Annotated in this window: 21 protein-coding genes; 1 reads left to right on the top strand and 20 read right to left on the bottom strand. The window is 43.0% G+C overall.

The genetic code is table 11. The features are described from left to right. Window positions 1-23: 23 nt before the first annotated feature. The 19 genes from B5F08_RS08160 to B5F08_RS08080 all read right to left on the bottom strand — a co-directional run bounded on the left by B5F08_RS08160 (window position 24) and on the right by B5F08_RS08080 (window position 9,752). Window positions 24-437, bottom strand: a complete 414-nt coding sequence (locus tag B5F08_RS08160) for a hypothetical protein (protein ID WP_087378192.1) — start codon at window positions 435-437, stop codon at window positions 24-26. Then, on the bottom strand, window positions 434-805 hold the full coding sequence (locus tag B5F08_RS08155; protein ID WP_158096261.1) for a hypothetical protein: 372 nt from the start codon (window positions 803-805) through the stop codon (window positions 434-436). Before B5F08_RS08155 ends, B5F08_RS08160 begins: the two co-directional genes overlap by 4 nt. Before the next feature lie 8 nt (window positions 806-813). After that, entirely contained in the window at window positions 814-1,056 is a 243-nt protein-coding gene (locus B5F08_RS08150; protein ID WP_087378188.1) for a hypothetical protein, read from the bottom strand. A 4-nt stretch (window positions 1,057-1,060) separates the two neighbouring features. Next, a complete protein-coding gene (locus B5F08_RS08145) occupies window positions 1,061-1,453 on the bottom strand; it encodes a hypothetical protein (RefSeq protein ID WP_087378186.1) in 393 nt (130 codons plus the stop codon). A 41-nt stretch (window positions 1,454-1,494) separates the two neighbouring features. Beyond that, window positions 1,495-1,794 (bottom strand): hypothetical protein, encoded by a 300-nt coding sequence (locus B5F08_RS08140; protein WP_143256375.1) that lies wholly within the window; start codon window positions 1,792-1,794, stop codon window positions 1,495-1,497. A 147-nt stretch (window positions 1,795-1,941) separates the two neighbouring features. Continuing rightward, window positions 1,942-2,172, bottom strand: a complete 231-nt coding sequence (locus tag B5F08_RS08135) for a hypothetical protein (protein ID WP_087378182.1) — start codon at window positions 2,170-2,172, stop codon at window positions 1,942-1,944. Window positions 2,173-2,175: 3 nt separating this feature from the next. Then, the gene (locus tag B5F08_RS08130) at window positions 2,176-2,427 is read right to left on the bottom strand and encodes a hypothetical protein (protein WP_143256374.1); all 252 of its coding nucleotides are present in this window, start codon (window positions 2,425-2,427) and stop codon (window positions 2,176-2,178) included. After that, window positions 2,408-3,670, bottom strand: coding sequence for a type IV secretory system conjugative DNA transfer family protein (locus B5F08_RS08125; RefSeq protein ID WP_087378179.1), 1,263 nt, complete (start codon window positions 3,668-3,670; stop codon window positions 2,408-2,410). Before B5F08_RS08125 ends, B5F08_RS08130 begins: the two co-directional genes overlap by 20 nt. An 11-nt stretch (window positions 3,671-3,681) precedes the next feature. Beyond that, entirely contained in the window at window positions 3,682-4,260 is a 579-nt protein-coding gene (locus B5F08_RS08120) for a ClpP family protease (protein WP_087378177.1), read from the bottom strand. Next, window positions 4,260-4,895: a hypothetical protein gene (locus B5F08_RS08115; protein WP_087378175.1), complete on the bottom strand. Its 636-nt coding sequence runs from the start codon at window positions 4,893-4,895 to the stop codon at window positions 4,260-4,262. Before B5F08_RS08115 ends, B5F08_RS08120 begins: the two co-directional genes overlap by 1 nt. Window positions 4,896-4,908: 13 nt before the next feature. Next, window positions 4,909-5,055, bottom strand: coding sequence for a hypothetical protein (locus B5F08_RS13275; RefSeq protein WP_158096260.1), 147 nt, complete (start codon window positions 5,053-5,055; stop codon window positions 4,909-4,911). A 15-nt stretch (window positions 5,056-5,070) separates the two neighbouring features. After that, window positions 5,071-5,937 (bottom strand): hypothetical protein, encoded by an 867-nt coding sequence (locus B5F08_RS08110; protein WP_087378173.1) that lies wholly within the window; start codon window positions 5,935-5,937, stop codon window positions 5,071-5,073. Next, the gene (locus B5F08_RS08105; protein ID WP_158096259.1) at window positions 5,934-7,229 is read right to left on the bottom strand and encodes a type IV secretion system DNA-binding domain-containing protein; all 1,296 of its coding nucleotides are present in this window, start codon (window positions 7,227-7,229) and stop codon (window positions 5,934-5,936) included. Before B5F08_RS08105 ends, B5F08_RS08110 begins: the two co-directional genes overlap by 4 nt. Before the next feature lies 1 nt (window position 7,230). After that, window positions 7,231-7,995, bottom strand: coding sequence for an HNH/ENDO VII family nuclease (locus tag B5F08_RS13380; RefSeq protein WP_242968361.1), 765 nt, complete (start codon window positions 7,993-7,995; stop codon window positions 7,231-7,233). A 2-nt stretch (window positions 7,996-7,997) separates the two neighbouring features. Continuing rightward, window positions 7,998-8,309: a DUF2185 domain-containing protein gene (locus tag B5F08_RS08095; RefSeq protein WP_087378169.1), complete on the bottom strand. Its 312-nt coding sequence runs from the start codon at window positions 8,307-8,309 to the stop codon at window positions 7,998-8,000. A gap of 85 nt (window positions 8,310-8,394) precedes the next feature. Continuing rightward, entirely contained in the window at window positions 8,395-8,709 is a 315-nt protein-coding gene (locus tag B5F08_RS08090; RefSeq protein ID WP_087378167.1) for a hypothetical protein, read from the bottom strand. Window positions 8,710-8,719: 10 nt separating this feature from the next. Beyond that, complete coding sequence (locus B5F08_RS13115; RefSeq protein WP_143256372.1) at window positions 8,720-8,968, bottom strand: hypothetical protein; 249 nt, start codon at window positions 8,966-8,968, stop codon at window positions 8,720-8,722. A gap of 182 nt (window positions 8,969-9,150) precedes the next feature. Next, the gene (locus B5F08_RS08085) at window positions 9,151-9,348 is read right to left on the bottom strand and encodes a hypothetical protein (RefSeq protein WP_087378165.1); all 198 of its coding nucleotides are present in this window, start codon (window positions 9,346-9,348) and stop codon (window positions 9,151-9,153) included. Between the two features lie 14 nt (window positions 9,349-9,362). Next, entirely contained in the window at window positions 9,363-9,752 is a 390-nt protein-coding gene (locus B5F08_RS08080; protein ID WP_087378163.1) for a hypothetical protein, read from the bottom strand. Window positions 9,753-10,408: 656 nt separating this feature from the next. Between B5F08_RS08080 and B5F08_RS08075 the strand changes: the two genes are divergently transcribed. Then, window positions 10,409-13,486 carry a tetratricopeptide repeat protein gene (locus B5F08_RS08075; RefSeq protein WP_087378161.1) on the top strand — a complete coding sequence of 1,026 codons (3,078 nt, stop codon included), beginning with the start codon at window positions 10,409-10,411 and terminating at the stop codon, window positions 13,484-13,486. A 67-nt stretch (window positions 13,487-13,553) separates the two neighbouring features. On the opposite strand, the gene B5F08_RS08070 is transcribed toward B5F08_RS08075, so the two are convergent. After that, on the bottom strand, window positions 13,554-15,452 hold the full coding sequence (locus B5F08_RS08070) for a TIR domain-containing protein (protein WP_087378159.1): 1,899 nt from the start codon (window positions 15,450-15,452) through the stop codon (window positions 13,554-13,556). Window positions 15,453-15,457: the final 5 nt, after the last annotated feature.

The following is a 15,457-nucleotide window of genomic DNA, read 5'->3' as shown; positions in this document are numbered from 1 at the left end:
CTTGGCAAGACACTCCTTTATCTTCATAGTCTTATGATTCCTTTTCTTTTGAGTTTCGGCTGGATGGATTTAAAACTGCCGCCATTTCTGATGTAGTAAGCGGTAATCTCAGACCACGTTTTTGCAATCTCCCGCGCACGCTCGAGACTGTCGATTTTGTATTTCCAGCATATATAGTGTACAGGTGCGGAATCGGACGCAGCCCTTCCTTTATTCCTTTGAAACGCATTGATTTTCCTTAGCATATCGCTGTTAGACTCCGTAAGCCGGTGAATCGTTGTGATGGAATCGGATCTCGATGCTGAAAACTGCTTATAGTCAATATCCGACAGGATGTAAATCCTCCATCCGGTTAATGTTCCGAGGTCGACAAACAGAAACTCTATGTCGAGCAGATAATCGGAGGTGCGGTAATAGTTGTTCTCAAACAGCATCATAATACTCCCTCCTCCTGAAGCTTGACCTGGATGTCCCTGAATGAGCCGCCGTGCTTGATATAGTAAGCCGTGATTTCGCACCATGCACCGGCAACGCGGCGAATAACATCAAGATCGTAGATGGGATCCACACGGCAGACATAAGGCCAGTCTTTCGTCTTATCAATATATCTGTGTGTTCCGTTATCGAGATACAGGTGCGTATCTCTGTAGTCATCAGACCTTTGAGCGGAAACACGCTTATAGTCGATATCGGACATCACATAAGCCCGCCAGCCTAACGGTTTGCCTAAATCAAGCATAAGGAACTCTATATCTAGAGACTTGTCCTTCGTCCTGTAATAGGCGTGTTCGTATCTCATTTGCATCACCCTTTCTAACTTCCGAATATTGCGACAACCAGTGCGATGGCGCCGATTATGAGCAAAGCTTTCAGGATCCATAAGATCACCGCCGCAACGATTGCTCCGGACAGATAAACTCCAACTCCGCCCGCAGCCAGACACAAACTTCCTGCGATCCCCGTTGACAGTTTCTTAAACTTGGTGATCGCCCATACGGAAAACACACTGTATGCGATCAAAAGAATGACCGTAATGATAATCTCAAATGTATCCATAACTCTATCTCCTTACGAAGGCAGGCAGCGGTTTGCCGGTATCGATAAATACCTGCGTGGCATCCGCCCATTTCCTGCATAATGTCTTTGCCTGCTCCGGATACTTGATGCTTCCGGTCCAGCATATCCACCGTTTGTTTGTTGTCTTGTTGTACCATATATGAGGCATATAGTTGGAAGTGTCTCTACCGCGATAAGAAGGAGTACGGCAGATATAGCACTTATACAGATTATCGGATTCTTTTCTGATATCAAAGGTATACATATGATCCTTCGACGGACAAGACGTCTGTGCCTGATATTCATATGAAAACTGAACCGGATCACGCATGGAACGGTATCGGACAGCAAAGGTTACTGCTATTACGATAATCGGTATAAAAGCCAAAATAAACATGCCGTACTCCTCCTATTTATACTTGACGGTTAATTTGGTTATCAGGGCGGCATTTCGCCGTGCCAGCCGTCGCCCTGTTCGTTGAGGTCTCCCTGGCGACCGCCGTGCCAGCCATCTCCCTGTTCGTTAAGGTCGCCCTGTCTGCCGCCATGCCAGCCATCTCCCTGTTCGTTAAGGTCGCCCTGTCTGCCGCCGTGCCAGCCGTCGCCCTGCTCGTTGAGGTCACCCTGGCGACCGCCGTGCCAACCGTCACCCTGTTCGTTAAGGTCGCCCTGTCTGCCGCCGTGCCAGCCTTCAAGCTGATATGTTGCGTTTATCATAAAACTAAGATTACCTTGCATAACTGCACACTCCTTTTCAGTATTATTGTTGATGATAATGTTGCTGCGATTGAGGGAATTAATCATTGTGAAGCTCCTTTCAGATTTTTATCAGTTGATTGTAACGTATGATCTGCTGTCCGCAATATCCATCGCTCTCACATCCTTTCATTCAGCCGGAGCTGTTATTTGATAGGTCTTGTATGTTTCAACCCCTCTGTAAAATTCTGCGGTATTTACCGTCCGCTCCCTACAAATAAAAGTATAATCGATAAATTGTCCAATAAGCAATTCTGAATCTTTCCAAATATTCCAACAACAATCCAATTGAGCTGATAATTGAATGTACATATCCAACGCTTCTTGAATGTGTTGAGTATTATTTGGTACAGCAATCATTTTTTAATCGTCATCATCTAAGTTTGAAAAAAGCTCATCGAATTTTGCCTCCAGCTCTTTCATCAATTCTTCACTGCATACATCGTCATCGCTTGAGTCAGTGCCTCCTGTACTTAAAGAAGAATCATCAGATAAAACCTGTTTCTTAAGTCTTTCAATAAAAGCTTTGTGAGAGCTGTTTTTAATTGGAACGGTTTCACCTTTGAGTTTTCCGAGTTCGTCTTGAAATCTTTTTCTATGCACTTCGTAACTCACCCTTTTCTTCACCGGCTGCCATAAGTTTCTGGTACAGCGGATCTTTTAATGTTTCATATCGGGGAGCTATGACAGGCTGTTGACCGGACTGAAACACAACGACATTTCCCATAGGCATGAACATCACATCGTTCAACGGCAAGTCGAGCATTTTTGCGATATAGGCTGCTGTTTGCTGGTTCATACCTCCGGGGAGATACACAAGAGAAGCGCAGTTATCCAAGATGACGGTGGCATTTTCCTGCCCATAAGTTGCGTCCAGTTGCGACAAACTCTGGCAAAGCATCAGCGATGAAATTCCTGCTGCGCGGAATGTCGAGATGGATTTTTCGTAGTTCTGAATAGCAAAACCGCAGCTGAAGTCGTCAAATACAAGCTTTACAGCACGAGGAAGGTGATTATCTTTTTGTGTTTCGGCAAACTCCATCAGGTGACGGATAGCAATGCTGAACAAAAGATTTGCAAAACCATACTGCGCTGTGCGTACAGGGCTCGTCAGAATAAAGATTGCCGTGCGGTCCGTGGAAAACTCCTCGAAATTTACAAAAGCATCTTCACTCATTGCTTTCTGAATAGATACGGGAAAAATATTCTGAATTGCCTTTTCCAGATCGTCGCGAACACACCCTGCAGTTGCATAGGGCAACTGAGCAAAGGAACTCAGCTTTCTTGCCGCAATAGAATTCGGTGCTTTATTTTGAAGCCACTCAAAGATATAGTCTACGGAGGTACTGATTGCGCGTCCGTCTTCCTTGATTTTTACCTGATAGAAAAGGTCAATTACCTTTTTCATACTCGGAGAATCCGCCGTCATCAGTACATAATAGATCAACCCGGTCATAAGTGACTCTGAAGCCTCGCGCCAGTAGGGATCGAACTTTGTGGCTCTGCTGTATTCCGGATTGCCGTTGGCTATCTGTCTCGCAAGTTCCTGGACGTCATCATCGGAATTTACATAAGATAAGGGATCGGGAATTTTATCACCCTTTTTCGGGTTTGCGAGATTCCATACATGCGTCTTGTAGCCCAGATTTTGAAAATACGCCACTGCGTTGGAAACAACACTCTTTTTGGCGAATGTGCCAATCAGGCTGCTGTCCCTCATGTGACACAATGTGGGAAGGACGATGCTCATCGATTTCCCGGAGCCTGTGCCGCCGAGGATCATCTGATTATCGTTCGGCCGTGTGTGTCCGAGTTCGCTGTCAAGAATTATATTTTTAGCGAGAATGACTTTATCCATGCTTTCCCTCCTCACACGATAGTTGTTTCGATACTGTCGGCAATACCGAATTCAATGCATTCCTCAGCGTTCATGTAGTTATCGTAAGAAATAGCCTTTTCTATTTCTTTTTTGCTGCGACCGGTGCTGTTTGCAAGAAGCTCAACGGTCATTGCTTTTGTTTCGAGAATACTTTCGGCGGTTCTTTTGATGGAAGATGCACTGCCTCCGACACCCCCGGCAATAAGAGGTTCGTGGATCATGATTTTCGCATGGGGACTGACAAATCTGTGTCCCTTTTCGCCCGCCGAGAGCAGAATCGCTGCCATAGAGGCCGCCATACCGATGCAGTGAAGATTGATCTCTGCTTTTAATCCTTTCAGCGTGTCAAGAACCAGCATGCCGGACACAACTTCACCGCCGGGTGAGTTAATGTAGACATCAATAGGCTTTTCAGCATCCTCTTTGATCAGCAGCATCATACATTTCACAAAGTCACACGCCGACGCCGAATTGATTTCTCCTTCAATAAACAGCTTGCGGTCGGTAAGCAAACGGCTTTCAATCGGAACAAGAGAGATCCCGTTACTGCTTTTGATAATGGTGTTCATCAGTCATCATCTCCTTCCGTGCCGAACAAGTCGGTTTTGATCATTGCAGGAACACAGTCTGTGTCGGAGGATTCGTCATTGTCCTCCTCTGGCACACCCAGGCGCTCAGCGAGTTTTGTGAGCATTTCGCTAAACTCGCTTCCGCCTTCACCTTCCATCAATTCGCTCAGGAGAGAACGCATCTCATCTTCCGTCGCTTTCTCGCACTTTTCAACCGCCTCCTTCGCGGTGGCATTGCCATAGATGATGTCAACGATTCCAGCTCCGTAGCGTTTGAACATTGCCGCAGGGCAGTGAATACTATGACGCACCATGTCTTCGGTGGGAGTAATGCCGTCACAGTCGACAAAGCATTTGAAGCGTATTTCGCCATCTATCATGTCAAGTTCGAACTCAGCCATGTTCGCTATCATTTTTTTGTCTTCCTCATCGGCACCGATCGGAGCGATGGCATACACGATGTAATTGCTTTCCTTCACGTCAACGATATAGCTGATTTTCTTGATCTTGCTCCTGAGAGAAAGACCGTATTCAAATAATCCGGATTCCTCATCAAAAGAAAAGTGCCAGTCATCTTCCTTGAGATAGGACTTGATTGCGTTTGCGATTACTTCGGAATAGGTTTTTTCTTTCATTTTCATGTCCTCCTTATGGACGGCGGATTGATATCCACTTGTTTTTGTTATCTTTATTGTACGCCGTATCGTATCCAACCGTAAATAGATTAAATATACATTTGTTCCAACGTGATGTCCAACCAAAAGAATTATCATTGTGGATTATCCAACTGTTCATATTGTTCCTCCGTTCTTATATCAACTGAGCAATGAATACGGTATTCTGCCCGGCGTTATATACGAGCATATATCCCGCTCCGAATATTTTCTGTAAATCATCCATTTCAAAGACATCCTTCTTGAATTCGAGGGTTCTTGATTGGTTGGCGGAAAAGCCGTGCCCGCAGTGGCTGTGAAAAGGATGGAAGAAGGAGCGGCTTCTGAATGTGTTGATTCCCGTGGTATTCGTCACTCTTTCGTACTGGTACTTGGGAAGGAGCTGAATCAACTCGCCTGTTTCTGCACCGGAAGAGAAAACGAGAAGGTAATGCATCTGTTTCATAAACTCCAACGGAGTTATAGTCCGCATATCACTGCTGCGGAGACTTTGAGGAACCGACTCGCAGAAAAGAAGTGATTGTCCGGTTGCATTGAGGATGTTCATTAATTCAACACCGGCCTGCAGGCCGTTCCCGAGATGCAAGATGATGAAATGGTCCTGCGCCCAGCCCTCTATGTATTCGCAGATTTCCAGATAGGCTGCGTAAGGTTTGGTGAAATACAGCGCGCCATTTCTGCGGGGAAGTGTTTCCTGTGCGGAGTTTCTGGTCCATTCGGGATTAAAGGACGAGAACACCGAATTACTATCCGTTGCTGTTCCCAGGAAGAGAAAGGGTTTCTGACTGCGGCGGATGAGCGCTTTGGCGGTCCCGATTCCTCTTGCAGGATTTCCGATGATGCATACCGTTCCGTTTGGAGACACCCCCGTGTTCTCAAAGAGCTGAAACGGGGTACAGCTGCCAAGGTTAACTGCAGGATGATTTCTGGCATTTCGAAGATTTGATGATGTAACCGGTGCGCTGAGTGCCGGTATTTCGGACGGTCTGAATGTATTTTTCATATAGTTTCAAGCTCCTTTCTGTAGCCGTGATAGAAGAACGGTGAATCGCTCAGGTTCGGTATGCTCATAAGGGCGTCGCCTTTATTCTGTATCATTGTAAAATCGTAATCGGCAACTACCTTTCTGTGTTCGTCGTGCTGAATTACCTTCTGCATGGGTGCGTTAAAGCTATAGGATGTAAGGCACTCACCGTATCTGTCCGAAAGAATCGACCGGCTCATAGCATCCTGCACTTTAAGGCAAATGATGTTGGGGAAGAGGCTGAGAAGTGCTTTGGCATCATCCTTTTTATAGCGTCTGGTCATCAGCTGAGCCGACTGGATGCAGGCAAACAGCCTAAATCCCGCGCCTCTTCCGAGGGACATAGAGTCGATGATTCCCGTTTCGGGCAACAGACTGAATTCATCAAGGAAGAACCAGGACCTTCTGCCGTTTTCCTCATCAACAGAGTGTTTCAGAAGAAGATTCAGGATTGTTTGGAATATCTTTATGGAAGCCTCCGAAGCATTGGCGTGGTCGTAGTACAGGAATATCCGTTTTCCGCCCGATTTGAGAGCATCAATTGCCGAGAACTGTCCTTTGTCGGAGCAAAAGCTGCCCCAGAAGCACTCGTGGATAAGCGTGCGGATTTCCGATATGATACCGTAGCCCTGATCCAGACCATCACCGAGATAATCAAGAATGTGTGCAAATCTTTCCGGTCTGGTTCTCGCAACGTCATACCAGGAAACTTCCGCATCTCTGTTCAATGAAACCTTGTCGAGGAAATCAAATAAATGCCAGTTGGTATATTTAACACCTTTCTCTAACCCGTCTTCGTAGACAGCCATAATCGCATTGAAGAGAAGGTCGTTACAGCTGTTTTCAAAGAAAGGTTGAAGATCCGACCGCTGGTCTTTTGTAAGACTTTTCGCAATGTCCCTGGCGGTAAGTTCCGGATTCTTGCTGACAGCAACCTCCTCAATGATATTCCAACAGGAGTTTGGTGCGGTTGCGTCAACCGATATAACTATATCCTGAGGACGTTTGAATTTCAGCAAGTCCTTCTTGGCGCAGAAGATGAACACATTCTCATTCATTTCTTCGGCAGTCCTCAGAATCGGCGTCATGATTTCTTCCATCAAATAGGTTTTGCCTGATCCTACCTGTCCCATTACAAGGGTAGGACATTCGAATACGCTGTCATCTAAAATCAGCCCGTCATTCAGCCTGACGACCGGCGCTCTGAGTCTGCCCTGGAGCTGAGGCGGTGACTGTAATATTGAAAGTCCTTCTAATGTATGCTTGATCATATCAGTGCCCTCCATGGCCGCCGGAAGAACCGTGGCCTCCGCCACCTTGACCGCCCGAACCGTGTCCGCCCGTTCCTGAGCTGCCCGAGCTGTGTCCACTACTCGAACTCGAGCCGGCGGAGCCGTGTCCTGAAGAAGATGCTTGACCTCCGGAGGAATGTCCGTGAGATCCGCCCTGACCGTTTGAAGAATGACCTTCGCTGGATGAACTGTGAGGAGACGGAGCGGGACCGCCTTTATTGCCACTCTCGCGACCGTGGCTCATCGGTCCGATATCGCCCCTCTCGCGGCCTCCGTTATCAAGTCCGCCTTTCTTGCCAGATTGATTATTCATGTTTTTGGCAGCGTTCTTTGAGACTTGATTTGTCTTATCGATAGTTGCCTGGTCAACCTTTATACTGTCCAGAAATTCGTTTTTACCCACTGTTGGTTTTCCTCCTTTATCGGCATTATTATGGGCTTGTGTATTGTTGTTTGTTTGAGCCTTTGGCATCTCGTGGGAATGCGACCTGTTTTCGTGCGGGCTTTCAATATGATAAAGATCGGGGTTGTTCATTCTGTTGTTGAACTGTTCCTGGGTCAGTCCTTCTTTTTCGGCCTTTTCCGCTTCCCTCCAGAATTCGTGCCCGGGTTTATGACCAAGGTCGTACTTGCCGTCAATCGGCTTACAGGTATTAGCATCCAAAAACTGCCCCTTACTATTCTTTTGAGCCCTGTTCTCGACTTCCTGCCGCACTTCCTGCCGGATATACGGTCGATGTAGCATAATCAGTCGTCCTCCTCGTCGAAAGCGAAGTCCTTCGATACCTCGAACGGTGCATTCTCATCTTCACGTTCGAATGCCGTGCCGAAAGGACTGTTGAGAAGCGGCAAAATGCTGTCATCGATTTCAAGAATGGTGTTGATGTCGAAGATAGCGATGTTATCGGGATTATCTGCATATTCCTGATCTTCATCGCCGCAGAAGAATCTCCACCCGCTGTCATTGTGGTCGTCAGGCTGTTCACGATACATAAATCTGACTTTTCTCCTGCCCTCCACGAGCATCTTTGTGGCAAAAACGAAACCGAAATTATTCATCAGATGTTCCTCCTTCAATTTCTATAAGTTGATAATACGGTTATATTTTCGGGATCTTGCTTTGGACCATGATATGTCATAGCGCTTATCCTCCTCTTCGATATATTCCGTCGATGAAGTATTCCGCCTCTGAGGCTGAGCGTGCGCGAACCGGAAAGTAAACACCGAACCGGTCTTTCTTTGTCGCTACCGGGCAGTAACCGAACACATATGCCTTATACAGAGAGCCGAAGACATGACGGACCCGGAGTGTCTCACCGCTTTCGGTATAATATTCATACCCTCCATTCTGCGGAGTATGGTTCCTGCCGATTCTGCCTTCCTTGATTTCAAAAACTATGAGAAGTATGACAAGAACTGCGATTCCGCCGTATGCGAGAATGTTTAATGTGTCGTCCATAACTCTCCTCCTATCTGAAAATTGATTTTACCATCAGACCCATGCCGCCGATAATAACAAGCAGGAACAAACCTATACTGAGCAGCGAAGTCAGAAGCTCACATAAGAACCCAGCGCATACGGGGCAGAGAAGAACTCCCGAAACTCCGAGGCCGGCACTCAATCGCCTCGATGACGGTATCTCTCTGTATCGGATCAGATGCGTCACCGAGGGGATAAGCACAGCGAGATAAAGAATTAACAATATTGTTCGGTACATAACCGGCACCCCTTTCGTCAATCTTGATTTATTTTCCGAACTGATTACGATACTATTGTAAATCCGAGATTGTCCAACCATTAACACGTGAGATGTCCAGACAATACAACCGGATATACAATAATCTCTTGTTTTTGTTTGTTGTATCCAACAGAATAGTATAACTGTCTGCCGGATGGAGGTTAATGGCTGCTCAACTCAAGAATGGATACGGCTCTTGCCGACGATGCATCAAGCAGTACCACCTTTCGGTTCCCGGATGCTGCCGCTCCGTCATAACCGGCAATTATAAGCCCGAGTTTTTCAAAGAAGCCGATGCGTTTGACCTTTCCCTTTTTTAGAATAGAAAGGCGTGTTGTTTTCTGCTGATTGTTTTTCATAGTGTATACCTCCCTTAAGCTGCAAGTTCACGGTCTTCATAAATGACCTTGTTTGCATTGTTGACTCTGTTGTTGTGCTTGACCTGTTCTTTCTGCTCGACTGCCTCACGAAGCACATAGTCGATCATTCCGGGCAGACGGTCGAAGATCTTCCCAATCCTGGGATTGCGGTACATCTTGCGGTCTTCATAGAGTTCCTTAATGGTAAGACTGAAGCCGCAGTCGCCCATACATCTGCCGTTATCACGGAAGTATGCAAAAACCGAGCCGGAGAAGTCCTCTGTTGTGAAAAGGTAAAGACGTTCTTTGGACTTGCTGGATTGATAGTAGAACTTATGCGCTCCCGTCACTGTAACGCACACGATTCTGTCTTTGAGATTAACTTGGGATTTGATTTTCTTCATGAGAAAAACCTCCTAATATTTTTTCAGCAGTTTGCTGTTTACATTTATGTTGTATCACAAAAATCGTCCAACGATCGATAAGACAATTTCCGAAACATTCCAACAAATCAAGCTATCAGAGAGAAATCTCATAATATTTTCCAATATATTTATTTGATACCCACAAGTCGATATCTTGAGTTGCAGTGTACAAGAGAGTTGGCTTTGCCCTTTAAGATACTTCTTTCAGTTTGTATCATCCCATGAAAGACTGAGTTTTTTACTCCAATCAGAATCTTGAAAATAATAGTTCAAAAACTTAAATGAACCGTCATCAATTGAATTACACAGTCCAAGAGTACATCTCGCTCCATCAAAGCAGGTTGTAAGCTCTGACCCTCTTTAACTGGGTCATCTTGTCAAACTCCGATATATCTTCACTTATTTGCTTCCGACCTATTTCGCTGTTATTTTTTAGTCTCCCCCGTTTATTAACTATGTTTATATTCTTAACCTTCCACCAGTATTGTATGGGATATTTAGAACAATATGGAATTGATGTTCTTGGTTTGTTGTCCAATAGATTCGAGATTAATATATATTAAAGCAAAAACATTTCCAATATATTGACAACTGCGAGTTTTTGTATTACAATTAATTTGTAAGGGGGGTGTAACATGAAGTTCGAATCTAGAGCAAATCAAAAAAACAATTTTCCCAAAAAATCCGAACCTGATATTTTCTTTCACACAAAGGGAAGCTATAAGAGCTTCGGAATTCAAAGCCTTTATAAGGATCTCTTTGTAAGCGTAAAATCTTATGCGGATTCTGCATTAATAACATTTCCTGAGGGGCACAAGGAAAAAAAGGGAGAAGAACTTTTAGCGTTTCTCATGCCTGAAGAACTATTTAGATACATTAAAGAACGAGCAAAACAAAACGACTATAAAGAATTTATCGTTGACATCCACAAAAGCAACAAAATAGCCCTTTTTGTGCAAGAGATGTTCCACGGGGACAATGAGAAATACTCAAAAAAGATGTTTGCAGAATGTTTCAGACGGCATTTTGTGGATCTATTAAAAAATGCAATATTTTCACAATTTTTACGTTCCGAATTGGAAAGTATAGCCAAAGTTATTACTCCGGAGAGCATTTCCGAGCCGGCGCATGGTAAGTTTATAAAATTATTAAACGGCGGGCATAAATACATATCTATTGCCATAGCCAATATTTTTGCGTCAGCTATGCTTGGATTATTCTCAATGGAATACGCTGTACCGATTACTGCCCGCAATAAGCGAGGAATTCAAAATGCAAAAACTTATTTGCTAAACGACCTTGGGATGAGGTATATCTGGGTGCCCGAATCAGTAACAACCTCTTTTGAAGAATTGTTCAATGTTCAAAGTTCATTCGATCATGGCGATTTTGCTGCAGCATATAGAAGTGTAGAAAACTGGCTTAAGAGACATGAACAAAATGCGCCAATGAAAGAGCTGGCAAAAGCATATCAGTTAAAAGGTCTTACTCTTTGCAAACTTGCCAAGAGTAAGGAAAGAGGATTTGAAGGTCAAGTAGGGAACGGAATAAAACTGTTGAAAAAGAGTATTTCTACCGGTGCGGCAGAACCGTATGTTTACTGGTTTTTATATAAACACTATGAGGAAGAAGGATCTGAAACTGCTGTCAAGTATTTAAAAACAGCTTTTGCACAAAAGTATGCAAAAGCCGTTGTTGAAGTCGCATTCTTGTATTTAAACGAAAAGACAGGAATAAAAGATATATCTTATGAGGAAATTCTTGCTAAAATAGAACACATTATCAGCCATGAGTCTGCAAACGAAACAACAGATATCGGAAAATGTTATTATTTGAGAGGCAAGTTCGCCAGAAAAAACGGCGATGAATCTGAAGCACAAAAAAATTTTGAAATTGCCGCAAGAAAAGGAAATGAAAGAGCAAAGCAGGAGCTTATCCAGAAAGAGCGAGTTGCGGAAAGAGGGATTTTTCCTTCTTTTTCTAATCAGCCAAAGGCTAAATGCTGTTTTGCAAACACACTAACAGGCACTAATTATCAAGTAATATCTACCTTTCCTAACGATGAATGGGCTTTATTTTCCCCTGTAAAAACAGCGGTTAACGGAATACAATTTGCACGTAATATTGATGAGTTTATCAATTTGCAGCATATAGGGGAGTTTGAATTTTGCCGCCCTCAAATCGTATTCCTTTTCATGAGCGAAGACAAAGAAAAAAACTTAAATGAATGTCTGGAACTTTTAGATAAATTATTCAATGCTGTTATTGAACTATCAGATAAGCAAAAGTGGGAACTAATAGACAACACATATATTTATGTAAGCGCAAAATATGAAACAGCGTCTATGCTCATTGATGCAAACACGAGTCAGATGGGCAATGGCATTTATTTTAAAGTGCATATTGCAGACGAAAACCGTGACACTGTTCATAAACTTCTTTGTGATGTGCCGCTTTTCCTTCCGGCATTGAACGGCGCAAAATCGGAAAACAGTACAAAAGTTATCCTTTTCGGCAGTTCGGAAATGAATTATTGCTTTGTCAAGGAAAGCATTGCCAGCGCATATTTAGGAGCCATACATCCGATAGATATAACGTTATTGGGAGAAAACGCCGATGTATTGGAAAGCAGATTCCAACAGGAATGTCCCGGCGTGTTTGGTTGCCCTGACATCACTTGTATACGGTCAAAGTTTATTAGGTGCAGTATAAAAGAAACGGATTTTCCAAAGTTGATTTCCGGTCAATTACAGATCAATCCTTCCGACAACAAGGCAGTACATAGAAAAGAGCCGGATGACGATATTGCTGAGGCTCTAAAATACGGAAACTACTTTATTGTGGATTATGCAGATGACCTTGAAAATATCCGATTTGCAATGGAACTCAGAACTTGGCTTCTCAGAAGCAGAGATACCTTTGATCGGACCCCATTTATTGGCGTGAAAGTCTCAGAAAAACAAAACTCATATCTCACAAGCCATTTGACTCTTGCAGGGCAGGCTGCAGGTGATTCCTACTACAACAAATATGATTTGTTCCCGTTTGGCATATCAGCCCAGACCTATCATTATAAAAATATCATCGAAGATTCTGTTCTGAATAGAATTGCTCTTCAAATTCACAAATTTTATTATCTGGATAATGACTTAGATAAAAAGGATGAGAAGAAACTGAAAGAGGCATTGGAAGAATGCAAGCGTTCGGCTGAAAACGACTTCTATAGCTTCTCATACAATGCCGATAGCTCGATTTCGACAGCGATAGGACTATGTTACCGTTTCTTTGCGGCAAAGTGCATTCTGGCAAGCAAAGAAGATTATTTGGATTTCGGTGCGTTGAAAAGCCTAGAAGTGTTATCGGAATTTTCAGACCAATTAAACAGCAACAGCAAAGAAGAACTTGCGAAAATTGAACAGAGCCGTTGGAATTCATTTATGTTGATCCGGGGCTGGCTTCCTGCTGATATAAATCAGGTGAAGGCTTATGAAGCACAATCCTCTGGATCTGCCCACAAGCACGTTCTTGCCAAACTGCACCCGTTTATTAGAGAGTGGGATGATCTTGACGATCCGAATTTGGAGAAAGTGCTTGGTATTTTGAAATTAAAATCCAACTATAATAAAAAGCCTCAGGTTACCACTAGAAGAAGCATTGCGGATACCACTAGATTCTTTATAACAGATTCCAAGGAACACGAACAAACGCATTAAAAAAGAGCCAGGGACTTTCATCCTTGGCTCTCTTTGAAGATTGGCATAAATATTCTTCTTTGCATTGTTAAGGTTCTATTGCTTTTAATTGCCGCAGAGAGGCATCTCTCTTTTGCCGGAATCTCTGTTCACATGAAATGTCATCAGTGTTATAATAGAATTCAATTATTGAGTTGTAAGCGCTTTTCAAGTTTGCCAATGCCTCATTCCTTTCATAGTTACCTCTTGACTGTTTAACTAATAACTCAGCAATAGTTATAGTTTTCTTATAGTATTGTTCAGCCTCGGAATCTCTATGCGCTTTTTCACAAACACACGCAAGGTTGTTGTAGCAGTTGTAGATATTTCTTAAATCCTGATAATCTCCAACGCTCTGCAATAACCATTCTCGGATTTCCAAACATTTTTCATAATATTCGATTGAAGATTGATAGTTTTTTGCAAATTCATAGGCCATTCCTAAATTACTATACGTCACGGATAGGTCTCGTCTAAAATCAGGTTTATCTTCATATGTGTAGCTCTTTATATGTTTTATAGCATACGAATAATATTCCATTGCTTGAGATGATTCATTCTTCAATAAGTAAATACTTCCAAGATTGTTACAGGAAATCGTTAGCAAGTGAACAATGTGTTCATTAAGATCGTCCTGACTTTGGCTACAATATTCATAAAGGCGAAGGTAAGCCATCTCAGCATCTGATGGTTTTTGTGCTTTGTTAAAGAGTGCCGCAAGATGCCATAGTTCTTCAGCAAATGACATATCAATCTTGTTTATTTCACTTGCGATTTTGGCTTGAAGTATGCCTATAAGGTTTTGCTGCCATCTAATACTGGCTGATAAGTCTTTTTTTACGCTTTCGCCCATCTCATACATTCGAACAATTTTTTTCAATGCAGCTACAACCCCTTGCCGGGCGGCAGACTCAATGAGACAAGCTCCCCGTTCGGAGTCAACTTCAACATCGATTCCATTCAAAAAGGCTAAACCAATAAAAAAATCATGTTCTGGAGAACGAGGTGATGTCGACAGTGATATCTCTTTAATTTCATTGGTCAGTTTTGTATTAAAGTCTCTTTCGCGCACACGGAGAATGTACTTTACATCGAGCTGTGCCTTCACCTGCTCCTCATCTGTAGGATACATCTCAATAGGTATGATATGTTTTCCTTCACTACGAGCTAAAGGGTATTCAATCTCGGTAACGTAGTTCGACTCCTCGACTAAGTTGGGAGTAATCATGATTGTAAATAGATCACTTGTTTTTAATGCTTTTTCAATCGCAACATTAAAATCCTCCCCAGGAAGCAGGAATTCATCGTACCAAATTGCAATGTTGCGGCAGGACTCATTTTGATGAATCAGTCTCATTAGTTCTTGAGCCAGACTACGGTCTTTTTTTCGATAGCTAAGAAATATATAAGCATCAAAGGCGGCTCTTATCTTGGCAGATAACTCATCCCCGACCAAAACCTCAAGCAAGAATCGTTCTAATTTTTGCTCATATGTAAGCTGATAATTTTCTGCATTCTTTTTATAGATGAATTGAATATCTCCAAATTTGCTTTTATATAGCGCCTCAAGCCCTTCTTCCATCATGATTGGCAAGATAGCTATGGACTTATCAATTGCTGTTTTGATTTCGATATATATAAGTGAATTTTCCAAATCTGTCAGCAGGGTTTCTGATATCGGTATAACAACAAGTTGAACTTGTGATAAAAAGTTTTCAGAAAAAGTCAAGTCATTTCCGAAGTCATTTTTGACAGAAATATCCTCACTATTTTTATACCAGATTGAGCAATTTACTATTTTCAAGATGTCATCTGATATATCTTCAAAATACATTTCCTGATCCACCTTGGTGCTACAGAAATAGACCCTTGGTTTTCCAATGGGGGTTTCATTCTTTCTGTTTTTTACCAGAAGGCTCAGCTTAGTACTTCCTTTCGCTTTGTCCATATTTT

Source organism: Anaeromassilibacillus sp. An172, from assembly GCF_002160515.1.
GTDB lineage: Bacteria > Bacillota > Clostridia > Oscillospirales > Acutalibacteraceae > Limousia > Limousia pullorum.
Note: the sequence above shows the minus strand (reverse complement) of the source record. Positions and strands in the feature narration are given on the sequence as shown.

Coding starts and splice junctions, on each gene's coding strand:
- B5F08_RS08160 (WP_087378192.1), bottom strand. CDS start 437: ATGATGCTGTTTGAGAACAACTATTACCGCACCTCCGATTATCTGCTC.
- B5F08_RS08140 (WP_143256375.1), bottom strand. CDS start 1,794: ATGCAAGGTAATCTTAGTTTTATGATAAACGCAACATATCAGCTTGAA.
- B5F08_RS08120 (WP_087378177.1), bottom strand. CDS start 4,260: ATGAACACCATTATCAAAAGCAGTAACGGGATCTCTCTTGTTCCGATT.
- B5F08_RS08080 (WP_087378163.1), bottom strand. CDS start 9,752: ATGAAGAAAATCAAATCCCAAGTTAATCTCAAAGACAGAATCGTGTGC.
- B5F08_RS08145 (WP_087378186.1), bottom strand. CDS start 1,453: ATGTTTATTTTGGCTTTTATACCGATTATCGTAATAGCAGTAACCTTT.
- B5F08_RS13275 (WP_158096260.1), bottom strand. CDS start 5,055: ATGAACAGTTGGATAATCCACAATGATAATTCTTTTGGTTGGACATCA.
- B5F08_RS08125 (WP_087378179.1), bottom strand. CDS start 3,670: ATGGATAAAGTCATTCTCGCTAAAAATATAATTCTTGACAGCGAACTC.
- B5F08_RS13115 (WP_143256372.1), bottom strand. CDS start 8,968: ATGTACCGAACAATATTGTTAATTCTTTATCTCGCTGTGCTTATCCCC.
- B5F08_RS08105 (WP_158096259.1), bottom strand. CDS start 7,229: ATGATCAAGCATACATTAGAAGGACTTTCAATATTACAGTCACCGCCT.
- B5F08_RS08135 (WP_087378182.1), bottom strand. CDS start 2,172: ATGATTGCTGTACCAAATAATACTCAACACATTCAAGAAGCGTTGGAT.
- B5F08_RS08075 (WP_087378161.1), top strand. CDS start 10,409: ATGAAGTTCGAATCTAGAGCAAATCAAAAAAACAATTTTCCCAAAAAA.
- B5F08_RS08110 (WP_087378173.1), bottom strand. CDS start 5,937: ATGAAAAATACATTCAGACCGTCCGAAATACCGGCACTCAGCGCACCG.
- B5F08_RS08155 (WP_158096261.1), bottom strand. CDS start 805: ATGCAAATGAGATACGAACACGCCTATTACAGGACGAAGGACAAGTCT.
- B5F08_RS08090 (WP_087378167.1), bottom strand. CDS start 8,709: ATGGACGACACATTAAACATTCTCGCATACGGCGGAATCGCAGTTCTT.
- B5F08_RS08070 (WP_087378159.1), bottom strand. CDS start 15,452: ATGGACAAAGCGAAAGGAAGTACTAAGCTGAGCCTTCTGGTAAAAAAC.
- B5F08_RS13380 (WP_242968361.1), bottom strand. CDS start 7,995: ATGCTACATCGACCGTATATCCGGCAGGAAGTGCGGCAGGAAGTCGAG.
- B5F08_RS08085 (WP_087378165.1), bottom strand. CDS start 9,348: ATGAAAAACAATCAGCAGAAAACAACACGCCTTTCTATTCTAAAAAAG.
- B5F08_RS08150 (WP_087378188.1), bottom strand. CDS start 1,056: ATGGATACATTTGAGATTATCATTACGGTCATTCTTTTGATCGCATAC.
- B5F08_RS08095 (WP_087378169.1), bottom strand. CDS start 8,309: ATGAATAATTTCGGTTTCGTTTTTGCCACAAAGATGCTCGTGGAGGGC.
- B5F08_RS08115 (WP_087378175.1), bottom strand. CDS start 4,895: ATGAAAGAAAAAACCTATTCCGAAGTAATCGCAAACGCAATCAAGTCC.